16 protein-coding genes and 1 tRNA gene are annotated in these 17,084 nt (G+C 65.6%); 7 read left to right on the plus strand and 10 right to left on the minus strand.

Features of this window, described 5'->3' with window-relative positions; all coding sequences use genetic code 11:
* Positions 1 to 108: 108 nt before the first annotated feature.
* The 4 genes from ABCN56_RS03485 to ABCN56_RS03500 all read left to right on the plus strand — a co-directional run bounded on the left by ABCN56_RS03485 (position 109) and on the right by ABCN56_RS03500 (position 4,066).
* Positions 109 to 1,641: an NAD(P)H-hydrate dehydratase gene (locus ABCN56_RS03485; protein WP_343079376.1), complete on the plus strand. Its 1,533-nt coding sequence runs from the start codon at positions 109 to 111 to the stop codon at positions 1,639 to 1,641.
* 172 nt (positions 1,642 to 1,813) lie between these two features.
* Positions 1,814 to 1,898: transfer RNA gene (locus tag ABCN56_RS03490), tRNA-Leu, on the plus strand.
* Between the two features lie 19 nt (positions 1,899 to 1,917).
* Positions 1,918 to 3,252, plus strand: a complete 1,335-nt coding sequence (gene tig, locus ABCN56_RS03495) for a trigger factor (protein ID WP_343079377.1) — start codon at positions 1,918 to 1,920, stop codon at positions 3,250 to 3,252.
* 259 nt (positions 3,253 to 3,511) lie between these two features.
* Positions 3,512 to 4,066: an HD domain-containing protein gene (locus ABCN56_RS03500; RefSeq protein WP_343079378.1), complete on the plus strand. Its 555-nt coding sequence runs from the start codon at positions 3,512 to 3,514 to the stop codon at positions 4,064 to 4,066.
* 220 nt (positions 4,067 to 4,286) lie between these two features.
* Here ABCN56_RS03500 and ABCN56_RS03505 read toward each other — a convergent pair whose 3' ends face one another.
* On the minus strand, positions 4,287 to 4,994 hold the full coding sequence (locus ABCN56_RS03505; protein WP_343079379.1) for a DUF1223 domain-containing protein: 708 nt from the start codon (positions 4,992 to 4,994) through the stop codon (positions 4,287 to 4,289).
* A gap of 213 nt (positions 4,995 to 5,207) precedes the next feature.
* Here ABCN56_RS03505 and acnA point away from each other — a divergent pair, with 213 nt between their 5' ends.
* The gene (gene acnA / locus ABCN56_RS03510; RefSeq protein WP_343079380.1) at positions 5,208 to 7,958 is read left to right on the plus strand and encodes an aconitate hydratase AcnA; all 2,751 of its coding nucleotides are present in this window, start codon (positions 5,208 to 5,210) and stop codon (positions 7,956 to 7,958) included.
* A 110-nt stretch (positions 7,959 to 8,068) separates the two neighbouring features.
* Positions 8,069 to 9,049: a hypothetical protein gene (locus ABCN56_RS03515; RefSeq protein WP_343079381.1), complete on the plus strand. Its 981-nt coding sequence runs from the start codon at positions 8,069 to 8,071 to the stop codon at positions 9,047 to 9,049.
* A gap of 13 nt (positions 9,050 to 9,062) precedes the next feature.
* Here ABCN56_RS03515 and ABCN56_RS03520 read toward each other — a convergent pair whose 3' ends face one another.
* Genes ABCN56_RS03520 through yajC form a run of 9 tightly spaced genes read right to left on the minus strand, consistent with a single transcriptional unit; the run spans position 9,063 to position 15,287 of the window.
* Entirely contained in the window at positions 9,063 to 9,611 is a 549-nt protein-coding gene (locus ABCN56_RS03520) for a DsbE family thiol:disulfide interchange protein (RefSeq protein ID WP_343079382.1), read from the minus strand.
* On the minus strand, positions 9,604 to 9,759 hold the full coding sequence (gene ccmD, locus ABCN56_RS03525; RefSeq protein WP_425466067.1) for a heme exporter protein CcmD: 156 nt from the start codon (positions 9,757 to 9,759) through the stop codon (positions 9,604 to 9,606). Before ccmD ends, ABCN56_RS03520 begins: the two co-directional genes overlap by 8 nt.
* Positions 9,759 to 10,487: a heme ABC transporter permease gene (locus ABCN56_RS03530; RefSeq protein ID WP_343079383.1), complete on the minus strand. Its 729-nt coding sequence runs from the start codon at positions 10,485 to 10,487 to the stop codon at positions 9,759 to 9,761. Before ABCN56_RS03530 ends, ccmD begins: the two co-directional genes overlap by 1 nt.
* Before the next feature lie 52 nt (positions 10,488 to 10,539).
* Entirely contained in the window at positions 10,540 to 11,196 is a 657-nt protein-coding gene (ccmB, locus tag ABCN56_RS03535) for a heme exporter protein CcmB (RefSeq protein ID WP_343079384.1), read from the minus strand.
* A gap of 49 nt (positions 11,197 to 11,245) precedes the next feature.
* Positions 11,246 to 11,869 (minus strand): heme ABC exporter ATP-binding protein CcmA, encoded by a 624-nt coding sequence (gene ccmA / locus ABCN56_RS03540; protein WP_343080110.1) that lies wholly within the window; start codon positions 11,867 to 11,869, stop codon positions 11,246 to 11,248.
* A gap of 41 nt (positions 11,870 to 11,910) precedes the next feature.
* Complete coding sequence (locus ABCN56_RS03545; RefSeq protein ID WP_343079385.1) at positions 11,911 to 12,267, minus strand: Mth938-like domain-containing protein; 357 nt, start codon at positions 12,265 to 12,267, stop codon at positions 11,911 to 11,913.
* Between the two features lie 24 nt (positions 12,268 to 12,291).
* Positions 12,292 to 13,272 (minus strand): protein translocase subunit SecF, encoded by a 981-nt coding sequence (secF, locus tag ABCN56_RS03550; protein WP_343079386.1) that lies wholly within the window; start codon positions 13,270 to 13,272, stop codon positions 12,292 to 12,294.
* Positions 13,273 to 13,285: 13 nt separating this feature from the next.
* Positions 13,286 to 14,941, minus strand: coding sequence for a protein translocase subunit SecD (gene secD, locus ABCN56_RS03555; RefSeq protein WP_343079387.1), 1,656 nt, complete (start codon positions 14,939 to 14,941; stop codon positions 13,286 to 13,288).
* Between the two features lie 10 nt (positions 14,942 to 14,951).
* Positions 14,952 to 15,287: a preprotein translocase subunit YajC gene (gene yajC, locus ABCN56_RS03560; protein ID WP_343079388.1), complete on the minus strand. Its 336-nt coding sequence runs from the start codon at positions 15,285 to 15,287 to the stop codon at positions 14,952 to 14,954.
* A 221-nt stretch (positions 15,288 to 15,508) separates the two neighbouring features.
* On the opposite strand from yajC, the gene ABCN56_RS03565 reads away from it, so the two are divergent.
* Entirely contained in the window at positions 15,509 to 16,972 is a 1,464-nt protein-coding gene (locus ABCN56_RS03565; RefSeq protein ID WP_343079389.1) for a pyridoxal phosphate-dependent decarboxylase family protein, read from the plus strand.
* The last annotated feature ends 112 nt before the right edge of the window (positions 16,973 to 17,084 follow it).

Consider the following 17,084-nt stretch of genomic DNA (forward strand, 5'->3'; position numbering starts at 1 on the left):
CCAGTCTGGCGCAGACGGGCAAGCGGCAGGGATTCCAGCACCTTTGCCTATTTTTTGTGCAGATAGGCGCCAAATGAGGCGAAGTTGAATCGCCGGAGAGCGAATGCCATGACCGAACTCCTCACCGCCGCCCAGATGCGCGCCGTCGAACAGGCCGCGATCGCCAGCGGAGAGGTGACTGGCCTCGAATTGATGGAACGCGCCGGAAGGGGAATAGCAGAGGCGATCTTCGCGGAATGGCCCGAACTCGCGAAGGCTCCGCACCGCGCCGTCGTTCTCTGCGGCCCCGGGAACAACGGCGGCGACGGATTCGTCGTCGCGCGGCTCCTGGCGGGTTGGGGCTGGAAGGTCGAGGTCTTCCTCTTCGGCGACCCGGCGACACTGCCGCCGGATGCAAGGACAAACCACGACCGCTGGCGCGAGATGGGTGAGGTTCGGCCGCTTTCCGCGCTCGGGAACGAACTCGGCCGATCGGACCTCGCCCTCGACGCGTTCTTCGGAACCGGATTGGCGCGCGGCTTGCCGAGGGAACTGGATGAACTCGTCGCGCATTACGATTGCCGCCGTCGGGTTGCCGTAGACGGCCCGAGCGGCCTGTGCCTCGACAGCGGGCGGGAGCTCTCCCCGGCCTTCCCCGCCGACCTCACGGTAACTTTCCACAGCCGCAAGATCGGGCACGCATTGGGGGACGGGCCAAGGCGCTGCGGAAAGGTCGTTCTTGCAGATATCGGGATTTCACGCTGGTCCGGGACGCCGGCGGCTGGGGAGCCCGCCTCGCCGCGCGTCAGGCTCACCATGGTATCCGGCAGCAGCCTTTCCAAGAACATTGCCGGGCACAAGTACGGGCATGGTCACGCCCTGATCCTCTCCGGCGGCCCGGGCAAGGGAGGCGCGGCCCGGCTCGCGGCGCGAGGAGCGCTGCGGATCGGGGCGGGCCTTGTGACCGTGGGCTGCCCTCCGGCCGCCCTGCAGGAGAACGCGGCGCAGTTGAACGCGGTGATGCTGAAGCCGCTGAAGGATGCCGACGCGCTGGACGATGCCCTGAGGGATTCCCGCCTCAACGCCCTTTGTCTGGGTCCAGGCATGGGCATGGGACAGCGAGAGGCCGCGCTCGTCTCCGCCGCGCTCGGCGCCGGGCGCCCGACCGTCCTCGATGCGGACGCACTTTCCCTTCTCGCCGGGGATGAAAACCTGTTCCGGGCACTGCACCCGGCCTGCGTCCTCACCCCGCACTCGGGCGAATTCGCCCGGCTCTTCCCCGACATCGCGGAAAGGCTGGCCGTCCCCGCCAAGACGGGCCCTGCCCTCTCCAAGGTCGACGCCACGCGCGAGGCCGCGAAGCGGGGCGGCTGCACTGTCCTGTTCAAGGGCCCCGACACGGTCATCGCCGATCCGTCGGGTGCGGCCTCGATCAACTCCGCCCATTACGACAGATCCGCGCCCTGGCTGGCGACCGCCGGATCCGGCGACGTGCTGGCAGGGTTCATCGCCGGCCTCCTCGCCCGCGGCTTCCCCCCGATGAGGGCCGCCGAAACCGCCGCATGGCTCCACGTCGAATGCGCCCTGAGCTTCGGCCCCGGCCTCATCGCGGAGGACATTCCTGAAGAACTCCCGAAGGTCTTCCGCGCCCTTGGCCTGTGACCTTTCCGCACGTGTCCGGCCACCCCCGGATCTGCCCAGAACAAGCCTGCGGCAGACCTCCGCAAGCACCGTTTTTCCTCTCGCATCCGCTGCGAACACTTGCTAGAAGGACCGCGGATTTTGGAGGGCGGCCCGGCCGAGGCATTCGGAAGGGCCGCCTTCCGGGTTATTCGCGGGTGTGGCGGAACTGGTAGACGCACCAGATTTAGGTTCTGGCGCCGAAAGGCGTGGGGGTTCGAGCCCCTCCACCCGCACCATGAGAAAAAGGACGGCAAGATGCAGGTCACCGAGACCCTGAAGGAAGGACTTAAGCGCGGCTACACGATCACCGTGAGCGCTGAGGAACTGGATGCGAAGGTCAACGAGAAGCTCGTGGAGGCGCAGCCCGAGATCGAGATGAAGGGCTTCCGCAAGGGCAAGGTGCCGATGCCGATCCTGAGGAAGCAGTTCGGCCAGCGCCTTCTCGGCGACGCGATGCAGGACGCGATCGACAGCGCGATGCAGAAGCACTTCGAGGAAACCGGCGACCGCCCGGCGATGCAGCCGAAGGTCGAGATGCAGGACGGCGAGAACTGGAAGCAGGGTGACGACGTCGTCGTTTCCATGAGCTACGAAGCGCTCCCGGAAATCCCCGAGGTCGACCTTTCGAAACTGAAGCTCGAAAAGCTCGTCGTGAAGGCTGAAGACAAGGCCGTCGACGAGGCGCTCGAGAACCTCGCGAAATCGGCTCAGCGCTTCGAAGACCGCCGCAAGGGTTCGAAGGCGAAGGAAGGCGATCAGGTCGTGATCGACTTCAAGGGCTCGGTCGACGGTGAACTCTTCGAAGGCGGTTCCGCCGAGGACTACCCGCTCGTGCTCGGCTCGGGCAGCTTCATCCCCGGCTTCGAGGACCAGCTGACCGGCGCCAAGGCTGGCGAGGAAGTCAAAGTGAACGTGACCTTCCCGGCCGAGTACGGCGCACAGCACCTGGCCGGCAAGGAAGCGGTCTTCGACTGCACCGTCAAGGCGGTGAAGGAGCCGAAGGCGGCCGAGATCGACGACGAACTGGCCAAGCAGTTCGGCGCCGAAAGCCTCGAAGCGCTGAAGGGTCAGGTCGCCGAGCGGCTCGAAGCGGAATACGCTGGCGCCGCGCGCGCGGTTCTTAAGCGCGCCCTACTCGACGAGCTGGACAAGATGGTGAAGTTCGACCTTCCGCCGACGCTCGTCGAAGCGGAAGCGAGCCAGATCGCTCACCAGCTGTGGCACGAAGAAAACCCGGATCACCACGGCCATGACCACGGCGCGATCGAGCCGACGGACGAGCACAAGACCCTTGCCGAGCGCCGGGTGCGGCTCGGCCTTCTCCTGGCCGAGATCGGCCGGAAGGAGAACATCGAGGTCACCGATTCCGAGATGACCCAGGCGGTCCTGAACCAGGCGCGCCAGTATCCGGGCCAGGAGCGTGCGTTCTTCGAGTTCGTCCAGAAGAACCCGCAGATGCAGCAGCAGCTGCGCGCGCCGATCTTCGAGGACAAGGTCGTCGACCATATCGTCGAAGGCGCAAAGGTGTCTGAGAAGGAAATCTCCAAGGACGACCTCCAGAAGGCGGTCGAGGCCCTCGACGAGATGTAAGGCTCGATCGAGACCGGAATTCGGAAAGCCGCGCTTCAGAGCGCGGCTTTCTGCTTTCTGGATGAAGGTCGAAGCGCCGACTGTCCGTCGATCCGCGCGCGGACGCTTGACAAGCCGCACCGGAGCGCCAACATCGGTACAGGGTGTCCAATTCGCCCTTCCCCCGATAACGGCATCGATACGACCCCGCCAGCGGCGGCACGCTCGCCCGAGCGCGCCATCCATCGGGCGGGACGGTCATGCGAAACAGGAGGCTCTCATGCAGGACATGATCACGCGCGCCCGCAGCTTCGCGGTCGAACGGCACCAGGGCCAGACCCGCAAGGGCGCCGCGAAGGAGCCCTACACCGTCCATCTCGAGGAAGTCGCGGCGCTTGTCGCGGAATTCGGCGGGTCACACGAAGTGATCGCGGCCGCCTGGCTCCACGATACGGTGGAGGATTGCGAGCCCACCTCGCACGAAGAAATCGCGGCGATCTTCGGCGATGCCATCGCCTCGATCGTCGCCGAAGTGACGGATGACAAGAACCTCCCGAAGGAAGAGCGCAAACGGCTCCAGATCGTCAACGCGCCGAAGAAGTCGGCACAGGCGGCTCTGCTGAAAATATGCGACAAGATCAGCAACATCCGCGCCATCGGCAACTCGCCCCCCGAAGACTGGCCGGGCGAACGCCAGCTCGCCTATCTCGCCTGGGCTGTGTCTGTTGTCGAAAACCTTCCCGCCCTGCCCGACGCGGTGCAGGCGGAATTCCGGGCGAGCCTCTCCGCGACCGAGGCAGCGATCCTCGAACGCATCGGCCACCCGATGGGCTAAAGGAGCGGCCGGAAGCCCCGCCAGATTCCTGGCAGAGCCTTCATGTGGTCCTGTTCGCGCTCAGCCTCTCCTGAGGAACGGCTGTCGAGGCAATGGGGTAGAGAAAGTCCATTCGGCCAATTCCCGTCGCATCCCTCGTGTCGGCGTCTCGACCCGGGATCGTGCCCCTTCGGGACTCTTGCGCAGCGATCTTCGTGGCACCGACGCGGGCTGCCTGGCTCTAGCGCAGGCGAGCGGCGGCCAGGATCGGGCCCGGGCCTTCTTCCTGAAGAATCACGACGGTCGGGCCATCGCCCTCGGCTGGAGCCTCCATCGCAAGGGGCGCCGCTCCGTCCCATTCGCCAAGAGGCTGCCAGGAGGTCACGATATTCGCGTAGGTGATCCGCCGACCGGCATTCTCGCCGTGCATGATCTCGACGACCTCTTCGGGCGTGTAGCGGACAAGCTGCACGATCAGTTCCCGGCGCAGAGGGTTGCCCAAAGCCTCGGCCCGGATCCGGACCGCCCCCCCTGCCCGTTCCAGCGTCAGCCGCACCGGCGAGGGCTTGGCGCCGTGGGCCCGGATCAGGTCGGCCAGCTCCATCGGGCGCAGGCCCACCAGATGTTCCTGCCCCTGCACGACAATCTGTGGCGTGTAGACGCTGCGCGCTCCGACGGCGCGAGCATAGGCTTTCTGGCGCATCGTGTATTCGGGAGCAGCGAAGCTGTCCTTCCAGCCGATGTAATCCCAGTAATCGACATGGAGCGCCAAGGCGATGACGTCCTCTCGCGGCGCGAGTTCGGCCAGCAGAGCGTCCGCCGGCGGGCAGGAAGAACAACCTTGCGAGGTGTAGAGTTCCACCACGACTGGGTTCGTGGTGTCCTGCGCGAGGCTTATCCCGGCGCAGCCCAGCCAGAGGCCGAGCGCGGCTGTCATCATCCGACGCATCAGAGCTTGTCCGTTCCCCTTGTTTGTCCTCCTGATTGTCGCAACATGGATGAAATTGCCAATCAAGGTTTTGCGAGCCTTTCCCCTCCCGATTTGTGACGTCGCTGGAGAAATTGTGTGCAATGGTATACAGTACCCCCTTGAACGACTCCGCGCCTTGCGGCATTAGCCGTTCGAGCGAACTCCTCATTGAGCCGAAGGGAGGCCAGACCCATGCCGATCGTGACCGGAAAAGACAGCGCGGGAACCCGCAAGACCCTGACCGCAGGCGGCAAGACCGTCGCCTATTACTCGATCCCTGCGGCGCAGGAAGCGGGCCTTGGTGATTTCTCGCGCCTTCCGGCGAGCCTCAAGGTCGTGCTGGAGAACATGCTGCGCTTCGAGGATGGCGGGCGGACGGTCTCGGTTGACGACATCCGCGCCTTCGCCGAATGGGGCGCGAACGGCGGCAAGAACCCGCGCGAGATCGCCTACCGCCCGGCCCGTGTGCTGATGCAGGACTTCACCGGGGTTCCGGCGGTCGTTGACCTCGCGGCGATGCGCGACGGGATCAAGGCGCTCGGCGGCGACGCGCAGAAGATCAACCCGCTGAACCCGGTCGACCTCGTGATCGACCACTCGGTCATGATCGACGAGTTCGGCAATCCCCGCGCCTTCCAGCGCAACGTCGAGCTGGAATACGAACGCAACATGGAACGCTACCAGTTCCTGAAATGGGGCCAGAACGCGTTCCAGAACTTCCGCGTGGTGCCGCCCGGCACCGGCATCTGCCACCAGGTGAACCTCGAATACCTCGCGCAGACCGTCTGGACCGACACCGATCAGGACGGCGCGACGGTGGCCTACCCCGATACGCTGGTCGGCACCGACTCGCACACGACGATGGTCAATGGCCTTGCCGTCCTCGGCTGGGGCGTCGGCGGCATCGAGGCGGAGGCCGCCATGCTGGGGCAACCCGTTTCGATGCTGATCCCCGAGGTCGTGGGCTTCAAGCTGACCGGCCAGATGGTCGAGGGCACGACCGCCACCGACCTCGTCCTGAAGGTCGTCGCGATGCTCCGCAAGAAGGGCGTCGTTGGCAAGTTCGTCGAATTCTACGGCGAGGGCCTCGACCACCTGCCGCTCGCCGACCGCGCGACGATCGCCAACATGGCCCCCGAATACGGCGCCACCTGCGGCTTCTTCCCGATCGACGCCGAAACCCTTCGCTACCTGCGCCAGACCGGCCGCGACGAGGACCGCATCGCGCTCGTGGAAGCCTATGCCAAGGAGAACGGCATGTGGCGCGGCGCGGACTACGAGCCGGTCTACACCGACACGCTGCAACTCGACATGTCCGAGATCGTGCCGGCCGTGTCCGGCCCGAAGCGCCCGCAGGACTACACCCCGCTCACCCAGGCGGCGGAGAGCTTCTACAAAGTCGTCTGCGATTATCGTGGCATCGATGTATCGAATGGCGCGGTCGAGATGGCCTCCGAGGGCGACACGATCACCGCGCCGGCAGACGCCCGCAAGTCCGCCAGCGTCGCGGGCGAGAATTACAAGCTGCGTGACGGTTCGGTTGTGATTGCCTCGATCACTTCCTGCACCAACACCTCGAACCCCTACGTCCTCATCGGCGCCGGCCTCGTCGCGCGGAAAGCGCGCGCGCTTGGCCTGACACGGAAGCCCTGGGTCAAGACCTCGCTCGCGCCTGGGTCGCAGGTCGTGTCCGAATACCTGGAGGCCGCCGGCCTGCAGGAGGACCTCGACGCGCTCGGGTTCAACCTCGTTGGCTATGGCTGCACGACCTGCATCGGCAACTCGGGCCCGCTGCAGCCCGAGATCTCCAAGGCGATCAACGACAACGACCTCGTGGCGGTTTCGGTTCTCTCGGGCAACCGCAACTTCGAGGGCCGGATCAGTCCGGACGTCCGGGCGAACTACCTCGCCTCGCCGCCACTGGTCGTCGCTTACGCGATCGCGGGCGATATCAACGTCGACCTGACGAACGACCCGATCGGCCAGGACCAGTATGGCCGTGACGTCTATCTGAAGGACATCTGGCCGTCGAACAAGGAAATCGCCGACCTCGTGCATGAGGTGGTGACCCGCGAGGCGTTCCAGAAGAAATACGCCGACGTCTTCAAGGGCGACGAGCGCTGGCAGGCGGTCGAAACCACGGACAGCGAAACCTACGACTGGCCGGCGACCTCGACCTACATCCAGAACCCGCCCTACTTCCAGGGCATGGGCAAGGAAAAGGGCAAGATCGCCAATCTCGAGGGCGCCCGTATCCTCGCGCTCCTGGGCGACATGATCACCACCGACCACATCAGCCCGGCGGGCTCCTTCAAGCCCACCACGCCGGCCGGGAAATACCTGACCGAGCGGCAGGTCGCGCCGAAGGATTTCAACTCCTACGGCTCGCGTCGCGGCAACCACGAGATCATGATGCGCGGGACCTTCGCCAACATCCGCATAAAGAACGAGATGCTGGACGGCGTCGAGGGCGGCTACACACTCGGCCCCGATGGCAAGCAGACCTCGATCTTCGACGCCTCGATGGCCTATCAGGAGGCCGGCACGCCGCTGGTCGTCATCGGCGGGATCGAATACGGCGCCGGCTCCTCTCGGGACTGGGCGGCGAAGGGCACGAACCTTCTGGGCGTCAAGGCCGTGATCGCCGAAAGCTTCGAGCGCATCCACCGTTCGAACCTCGTCGGCATGGGCGTCATCCCCTTCGAGTTCACCGGCGGCGACAACCGCAAGACGCTGGAACTCAACGGCGACGAGGTGATCTCGATCGAGGGCCTCGAGGGTGATCTGAAGCCCCTGTCGATGGTGCCCTGCACCATCCGCTATGCGGACGGGCGCGAACGGACGATCCGGATCAAGTGCCGGATCGATACCGAGGTCGAGATCGAATACGTCGAGAACGGCGGCGTTCTGCACTACGTGCTGAGGAACCTCGCCAAGGCGTAGGTTGTCGTCGGGCACAGAACGATCACGCGCCAGGGCCGAACGGTCGGCCCCGGCCCAAATCCTGGCGACGCCGGATCTTCACGCTCCTCCTCGCGGCATGGCTGGTCTGGATGCTCCTGCCAACCCCCGCCATACGTTTCGTCAGCGTCGCCGCCGAAGTGGAGGTGGATGGCCAACGCCGCAGCCTCGACGGGCGCATCCTTTGCCAAATGACGACCGGCGCGCCTTTCTACCCCGCCTTCCGAACCTACCAGCCCAGTCCGGGCGGTTGGGCCACGCCAATGGCGAGCGGCGGCTTCCTCGTTCTCTACCATTTGAAAGACCTCTGCGGCGATCCCTACCGCTACAGCACCTACGAGGACACGCTCGAAACTGTTCGCCCGCCCCTCGCCACGTTCGACAGCCTCGAGGCACCCCCGGCGGCACGCCTGTGGTTTCCGACCGACGGCCCGCGGCCCCCACCGAATCTGCGCCTCACGTCATACGAGGCGCGGACGGTATCCTCGTCCTCCAACCGCCTCATGCGCTGGTGGCACCGTCTCTTCCCCGGCGAGCATTCTGCCGGGTTCGACGAGGCCGAGTATCGCGTGAGGGACATGAAAAAGGACAGATGGGGCGTCGTGCGCGCACTGATCCCCTTCACCGTGCGTCCAGAGGATGCAAATCATCCACTATTGCCACAGCCCAGTGCAACGCGGTTCAGCGTTCAGGCCAACCGCACCTGCGAGACTTTCAGGATCTCATCTCTATTCAGAGAGGCCATCTTTTCCGAACTGATCCTGCCCAGAGGCGGCGTCGAGGGACCTCTGGAGTATCGAGACGGCCTCACGCGACCTGCCATCTCTGTGCACCTCGACAAGACGCTGCCACTCCTGTCCGGCGAGGATCACATGCGCCCTGACGTGGCATGGATCGGCACACTGCCGGTCGATCCCTTGCTGAACAGCTGGGAGAAGCGCTCAGCCTGGGACGGCCCGATCATTCTCGAGGATGGAACCGAAGTCGCGCCCACGCGCGGCACCGTCATTCTCGATAGCGAAACGGGCCTTTACTACGCGCTGATCGGTCCAGAATCCGGCGATTGCCACTGATCAGGCGGAAGTTTCAATTCCCGGCCTTGGCGCGGGCGTCCTCCAGCGCGGGGAGGAAGCGTTGTTCATAGTCGCTGCCTACCAGCGGACCCACGAACTTGAACAGGATCGTCCCGTCGCCGTCCACGATGAACGTCTCTGGCGGCGCGGTCACGCCCCAGTCGATCGCGTAACGGCCCGCCGGGTCGAAGGCGATGCCGAAGAATGGATTGCCCTCGTCGCCGAGGTAGTCGGTGGCGTCGCCCTCACGGTCCTTGAAGTTCACGCCCGCGACACGGAGCCCCTCGGCCTGCATCTCCAGCAGGCGCGGGTGTTCCGCCCGGCAGGGCGGGCACCAGCTGGCCCAGAAGTTGACGATGGTGAGTTCGCCCGAGCGCAGGTCGGCATCGGTCAGCCGCGGGAAGTCGGCAAGGCCCTCCTGCGGCAACGCCGGCGCCGGCTTGCCGATGAAGACCGAGCGAAGTTCGTCTGGGTTTTCGCGCTGCATCCCCCAGAAGAACATCGCGGCGAGGCCGGCGAAGATCGCGGGGGGCAGCATGACGAGCGGCGACAGTCTAGCCATTCCGGGCCATCCGCTTTTCCTGCGCCTCGAGCGCCCGCCGTACGCGCTTTCCGCGCCAGAGCGTGATCGCGACGAGCCCGACGAGAAGCACCACGGTCGCGCCGTAGGCGCCCAGCACGGTGCCCGCGTATTTTCCGAGTTCGACCATCAGGCCATCCTTTCCCGGGCTTCCAGCGCCTTGAGCCGCCGGGCGCGGATCTCCGTCCGGGTGCGCACGAGGACCAGCGTCAGGAACAGGAGCACGAAGCCCGCCATGCACAGGAGCAGCGGATACCAGTAGGCGTCGGAGATGTTCTCTTCGGCGTCGAGAGACAGCGACGCCCCCTGGTGCAGGCCCTGGTTCCAGAAGTTCACCGCGTAGCGCGACAGGATCGCGAAGACCGATCCCACGAGGCAGAGGACGGAGGTGAGGTCCGCCGCCGTGTCCGGGTTCTCCACCGCTTCCCACAGCGCGATGTAGCCGAGGTAGAAGAGGAAGAGGATCAGGAATGAGGTCAGCCGCGGATCCCAAGCCCACCAGGTGCCCCACATCGGCTGGCCCCAGATCGCACCCGTGAAGAGCGCGATCAGCGTCATCGTCACACCCACAGGCGCCGCGGCTTTTGCGGCGAGCGCGGAGACATGGTGACGGCGGACGATCCAGATGAGCGAGGTGACGAGCATCATCGCCCAGGCGTTGATCGCCATCATGGCAGCGGGAACGTGGATGAAGATGATCTTCACCGTCGAGCCCTGCTTGTAATCCTCGGGCGTGAAGAAGAACCCCCAGACGAGGCCGGTGACGAGCGTCAAAGCCGTCAGCACCGCGACCCAGGGCAGCACCCGGTCCGAGGTCTCCATGAATTTCTTGGGGTTTGCGTATTCCCAGATCGACATGTCGCTGATCTATGCCTCTTTTTGCCCTGGCTCAACGGCTCATCTTGTCGCGTCACCTGAGGTTCACGCGGATCGCGGCGGCCGCGGCAAAGGGAAGAAGCGCGATCGTGGCGAAGGTGATTCCGACGAGAAGAAGAAGGGGGGTGGAGGCAGACAGCTCCTCGGCACCGCGACGGGCGGCCTCGGCGCCGTAGATGAGCGTCGGCACGTAAAGCGGCAAGACAAGCAGGGACAGAAGGAGCCCGCCCCGCTTGAGCCCGACCGTCAGCGCGGCACCGAAGGCGCCAATCATCGACAGCGCCGGCGTGCCGAGCGCAAGTGACAGCGTGAGCCAGGTGAAACCCTCGGCCGGAAGGTTGAGGAGGATCCCGAAAACGGGCGCCGCGAGCGTCAGCGGAAGCCCCGTCGTCAGCCAGTGCGAGGCGGCCTTCATGGCGACAACGGCCTCCATCGGCACGGGCGCCGTTGCAAGAAGGTCAAGAGAGCCATCCTCCCAATCGAGCGCGAAGATCCGGTCGAGCGACAGGAGGCAGGCCAGAAGCGCACCGAGCCAGAGGATCCCGGGCGCGATGCGCGCGAGGATGCCTCCCTCCGGGCCGACGCCGAACGGAACGAGCGTCGTGACGATCAGGAAGAAGGCCAGCCCCAACCCGAAGCCGCCGCCGGCCCGGACTGCTAGGCGAAGGTCGCGGACGAGAAGCGCTATCACGGGCGGCCTCCCTTCGCGACCACGGACCACCTGAGGCCGGTCACGGACATCATGCGAAGGCCTCGTCGAAGCCGCCAGGCGCCGGCGCATCCGCGCGGGCGCGATGCGGGCTGAGGTCCAGGACCTCGGTCGAAGGCAGGCCGAGTTCGATATGCGTCGCGATCAGTGCCGCGCCGCCTCGAGCGAGGTGGCCGGCGACAGCCTGGCCGAAGAGCGCGACGGAATCGGTGTCGAGCGAGACCGTGGGCTCGTCCAGAAGCCACAGCGGCCGGCCCGTGACGAGGAGCCGCGCGAGCCCGAGGCGGCGCTTCTGCCCCGCGGACAGCGCCTGCGCGGGACGGTTGGCGAGGCCGAGCAGGTTCATCGCGGAAAGCGCGGGCGTGATGTCCCCCGTTCCGTAGATCGCGGCCCAGAAGCGGAGGTTTTCAGTCACCGTCAGCGTGGCTTTCAGCCCGTCGGCATGCGCGGCGTAGGCGATCGCTTCCGCCGGCGCCGAGATCTTGCCGGAAAGCGGCGGCTGAAGACCCGCGATCGTCCGGAGAAGCGTCGTCTTTCCGATGCCGTTCGGCCCCCGAAGTATCAGCGCCCGCCCCGCCGTGAGCGTGAATCCGACCCCTTCCAGCACCGGAATCCCGCCACGAGCGACAGCAAGATCGGTGACGATCAGATCCATCGGCCCGGACTCGACCGGCAGCGCATGGGACGGAGGGTTGCTCATCCGACCGGCAGGAGCAGGGCCGCTACGCGGCGGCCCTCGGAAAGGAGAACGTTGTACGTGCGCGCCGCCGTGGCGCTGGCCATGGGCTCGACCCCGATCTCCAGGGCCTCGACGGTGGCGCGGAAGGGGGCGGGAATCAGGGTCATCTCCTCCCCCGTGCCAAGGATGAGCACGTCCGTCTCTTCGGCAATTCCGGCAAGGAGGGAGGTGTCCTCCCATCCGCCCCAGGCCGAGGCGCCGGACGCGGTGACGAGGACGGCTCCTTGGAAGACCTCGCCGCCCACGCGGAAGAAGCCCGGCCCGTAGCCGTCGATGGGCGTCGCACCTCCGTATGAGACTTCCGTCATTGGCATGGCCGCCCCCTGCCCCGTTCCGTCTCAGCCACCCGACTTGCCGAACTGCGTGCCGGCAGGGCTGTCCCCGTCGGTTTTCGACCAGTCGCGCTTGACGCCGAGGAACAGGACCACGTTCTTGGCAACATAGACCGACGAATAGGTCCCGACCACGATGCCCCAGGTCATCGCGAAGACGAAGCCGCGGATCACGTCGCCGCCGAGGACGAGAAGCGCGATCAGCGCGATGAGCGTCGTGCCCGAAGTCATCACCGTGCGCGAGAGCGTCTCGTTCACGGAGAGGTTCATAACGTCGCGCAGCTCCATCTTCTTGTACTTGATGAGGTTCTCGCGCAGGCGGTCGAAGACGACCACTGTGTCGTTGATCGAGTAGCCGAGGATCGTCAGCAGCGCCGCGATGATCGCGAGGTCGAACTTGATCTGCAGAAGCGAGAAGATGCCGACCGTCACCGTTACGTCGTGGATGAGCGCGACCACGGCGCCCACCGCGAACTGCCACTCGAAGCGCAGCCAGATGTAGACGAGGATCGCCGCGGTCGCGGACAGAACCGCGATGATCGCCGTCCAGATAAGCTCACCCGAGACCTTGGGACCCACGGATTCGACCGAGGGGAAGGTCACGGAAGGATCGACGGCCTGCAACGCCGCCTCGACCGAGTTGATGATCTCGGGCGTCACCGCCTCGGTCCCTTCCTGGGCCTGGATGCGGATCATGGCGACGTTCTGCTCAGGGCCGAAGGTCGGGTCGAAGACCTCTGTGATCGACACGTCGCCAAGGTCAAGCGGCGCGATTGCGGCGCGGTATGCGCCGACGTCCACCGGCTGAACCGACTCGGTCCGGATCGTCGTGCCGCCTCGGAAGTCGATGCCGAAATTCAGCCCCATCACGACGACGAGGACAATCGAGGCCAGAACCATGACCACCGAGAAGCCGAAAGTCGCGGGCGCGTAGCGGAAGAAGTCGATCTTCGTCTCATCGGGGACGAGTTTCAGACGGAATGCCATTTCTCTCTCCCCCTCAGACCGTGATCGTCTTCGGACGCTTGTGCTCGAACCAGGTCACGACCATGAGGCGCGTGACGAAGATCGCCGTGAAGACCGAGGTTACGATGCCGACGCTCAGCGTCACCGCGAAGCCCCGCACCGGGCCGGAACCCACGAAGAACAGGATCGCGGCCGTGATGAAGGTGGTGATGTTCGCGTCCACGATGGCGCTCATCGCCTTCTGGTAACCGAGTTCGATGGCGCGCGCCGGGCCTCTGGCCGTCTTCATCTCTTCGCGGATGCGCTCGAAGACCAGCACGTTGGCGTCGACCGCCATACCGATCGTCAGGACGATCCCGGCGATGCCCGGCAGCGTCAGCGTGCCGCCGATCGAGGACAGGATGCCGAAGATCATGGCGATGTTCAGTCCCAGCGCCACGCTGGCGAGCACACCGAACAGACCGTAGCTTGCGACCATGAAGAACACGACCGCGGCGAGGCCGACGAACGAGGCAATGCGGCCTGCGTCGATCGAATCCTGACCGAGTTCCGGCCCGATCGTGCGTTCCTCGAGGAAGGTCATCTCTGCCGGCAGCGCGCCTGCGCGTAGAAGAACCGCCAGGTTGGTCGATTCCTCGACCGTGAAGCGCCCGGTGATGATGCCCGAGCCGCCCGGAATGTGGCTCTGGATCTGCGGTGCGGAAATCACCTCGTCGTCGAGGACGATGGCGAAAAGCTGGCCGATGTTCTCGGCCGTGTAGTCGCCGAACTTGCGCGCTCCCGTCGGGTTGAAACGGAACCCCACGGCGGGCCTGCCGTTCTGGTCGAAATCGGGCTTCGCGTCGACGAGTTCCTCGCCGGTCACCACAGGAGCCTGCTCGAGGACGTAATACTCCCCTTCGACATCGGCCGAGGGCAGAAGGATGTTACCTAGTCCCGGCGCGGCCTGCGCGTCGGTGGTGCGGCTGACCACCGGGTGGAACGTCAGCTTCGCCGTTGTGCCGATCAGCGCCTTCAGTTCGGCGGCCGAGCCGATGCCCGGGACCTGGATCAGGATGCGGTCTCCACCCTGGCGCTGGATCGTGGGTTCGCGCGTGCCGACCTCGTCCACCCTGCGGCGGATGATCTCTAGCGACTGGTCCATCGTCCGGTCGTCGGTCGCGGCGCGTTCGGCCTCGGACAGCCGCACGGTGACGGTGTCGCCCTCACCCGTGACCTCGATGTCGCTCTGGCCTACACCGGTCATGGTCACCACCGGGCTCGCGAGATCGCGAACGGCCTCGATGGCCTCAGCCATCTTCGCCGGATCGCCGATCCGCACGCGCAGTTCGTCGGGCGGCGACTGAATCCGGCGCGCGGTGCCCGTGGCGTCGCGAATACGGTCGCGCACCTCGGTCCACATGCCATTCATCCGGTCTTCGTAGACGTCCTCGACATGCACCTCCGCCAGAAGATGCGCTCCCCCCCGGAGGTCGAGGCCGAGGTTGACCAGGTTCGATGGCAGCCAGTCGGGCCATGCGGCGCGGGCGGCCTCCTGCTCCGGCGTCATGGCGCCGTTCCTCTCGAGAGCCACGAGCGCGTCGTTGTGCCCTTCGACGCGGCCGTAGAAGAGGTTGGGCGCCGCCGTGAGAACCCCGAGGGCGCAGAGCCCCCAGATCACGATCCGCTTCCAGAGGGGGATGTGCAGCATTTTGGCGGCTTCAGTTCGTGTTGGCCGCGGCGGGCTCGGTCTTCGAAATGACCTGGGCGATCGTGTTCTTGACGACGCGGACCTTCACTCCGTCCGCGATCTCGACCTCGAGTTCACCGTCTTCCTTGACCTTGGAAACCTTGCCGATGATGCCGCCCTGGGTGATCACCTGGTCGCCACGGCGAAGCGCGTCCACCATCGCGCGGTGATCCTTCATCTTCTTCTGCTGCGGACGGATCAGCAGGAAGTACATGATCGCGAAGATCAGGATCAGGGGGATGAACTGGGCGAAGGCTGAACCTGCGGGCGCGCCTGCGGCTTGGGCATAGGCGGGAGTGACGAACATGGGCAATCCTCTTGTCCTGTTGGCGGAGCACCCCCCGCCGGGGTCGGCGCGCACCCTATCCGGGGGACCGGGGCTTGGCAAGCGGCCGGGGCGGCTCCGGGCTGGCCGTTTCCTGCACGATCCCGCGACCTTGCGGAAGCACCCTCGAACCGTCCCAACGAAAATTTGACCGGGTGCGGGAACGGACATCGCGTGTTAGGGTGATCAAGGGGAGGATGCCGATGGAAAACCGTCCCGAGGAAACGCTCGACCCCGATGACTGGTCTCTGGTGCGCGACGTCGCCCACGAGATTGTCGATGACGCGGTCCGCCATGTCAGCGGGGTTCGCGACAGGCGGGTCTGGCAAGAGATGCCGGAAGCCGTCCGCGGGTCATTCCGCGCGCCCCTACCAGTCGAACCGACCTCGCTCGGCGATGTATACCGGGAGTTCCGCGAAACGGTCCTGCGCTACCCGATGGGCAACATCCATCCCCGGTTCTGGGGATGGTACATGGGCGCGGGCAATTTCACAGGCGCTCTCGGCGACTTCCTCGCCGCCATCGACGGATCGAACCTCGGCGGAGGCAATACGGCCGCGGCGGAGATCGACCGGCAGGTCGTCGCCTGGCTGAAGGCCATGACCGAATTCCCCGACAGCGCGAGCGGCACCCTGACGAGCGGAGGGTCCATGGCCAACATGGTCGGCCTCACCGTGGCTCGGAACGCCATGGCGGGCATCGACGTACGGCAGGAAGGCGTGACCTCGCTGCCCCAGCCGCTGCGCTTCTATACCTCTGACCAGGTCCACAGCTGCCACCAGAAGGCGCTGGAGACGCTGGGCCTCGGCAGCCGGGCGCTCCGGCTGGTGCCGTCGGACAAAGATTTCCGGATGGACCTTTCGGCACTGAAGAGCGCGATCGAACAGGACCGTGCCGAAGGCTGGAAGCCGGCCTGCGTGATTGCGACGGCCGGCACGACCAACACGGGCTCGATCGACGACATGCAGGCCATCGGCGACCTCTGTCGCCGCGAAGGCTTGTGGTTCCACGTCGATGGCTGCATCGGCGCGCTGATCAAGATCGCGCCCGAGAACCGTCACCTCGTGGACGGGATCGAAACGGCGGACTCCCTCGCGCTCGATCCGCACAAATGGCTCCATGCGCCATTCGAGGCGGGCTGCGCGGTCGTTCGCGATGCCAAAAGGCATTTCCAGACCTTCACGCTGCATGGCGATTACCTGGAGGAGAAGCCGAGGGGCGTGGCTTCGGGCGAATACCTCTTCGATTACGGCTTCGAACTTTCGCGCGGATTCAAGGCGCTGAAGATCTGGCTGTCGCTCAAAGAACAGGGCGTCGCCAAGTTCGGGCGGCTGATCGACCAGAACATCGCGCAGGGGGCCTATCTCACGCGCCTGATCGAAGCGGAACCGGGGCTCGAACTGATGGCGCCCACGGCGATCAACATCGTCTGCTTCCGTTACCGTGGCGACATGACCGACGAGACCCGGCTCCGGGCGCTCAACACCGAGATCATGCTGCGACTGCAGGAGGCCGGGACAGCCGTCGCCACCGACACCGTCGTCCGCGGCCGCCACTGCCTGCGCGCCGCGATCAACAACCACCGCACAAGGCGGGAGGATCTGGAGCTTCTTGTAGGCGAGACCCTGCGGCTCGGGCGCGAACTCGAGGGCACATTCCCCATGTGACGAGAGCGGGACTGCCGCCCTTTCGGGCTCCGGCCGCACCACGGTCGCCAACGGACACTCAATAATCCCACAGGATCAATCACTTGAAGCATTCCCCGCCGGTACGAGAGCC

Source organism: Ostreiculturibacter nitratireducens (assembly GCF_032670585.1).
In the GTDB taxonomy this organism is placed as follows: Bacteria; Pseudomonadota; Alphaproteobacteria; order Rhodobacterales; family Rhodobacteraceae; genus Ostreiculturibacter; species Ostreiculturibacter nitratireducens.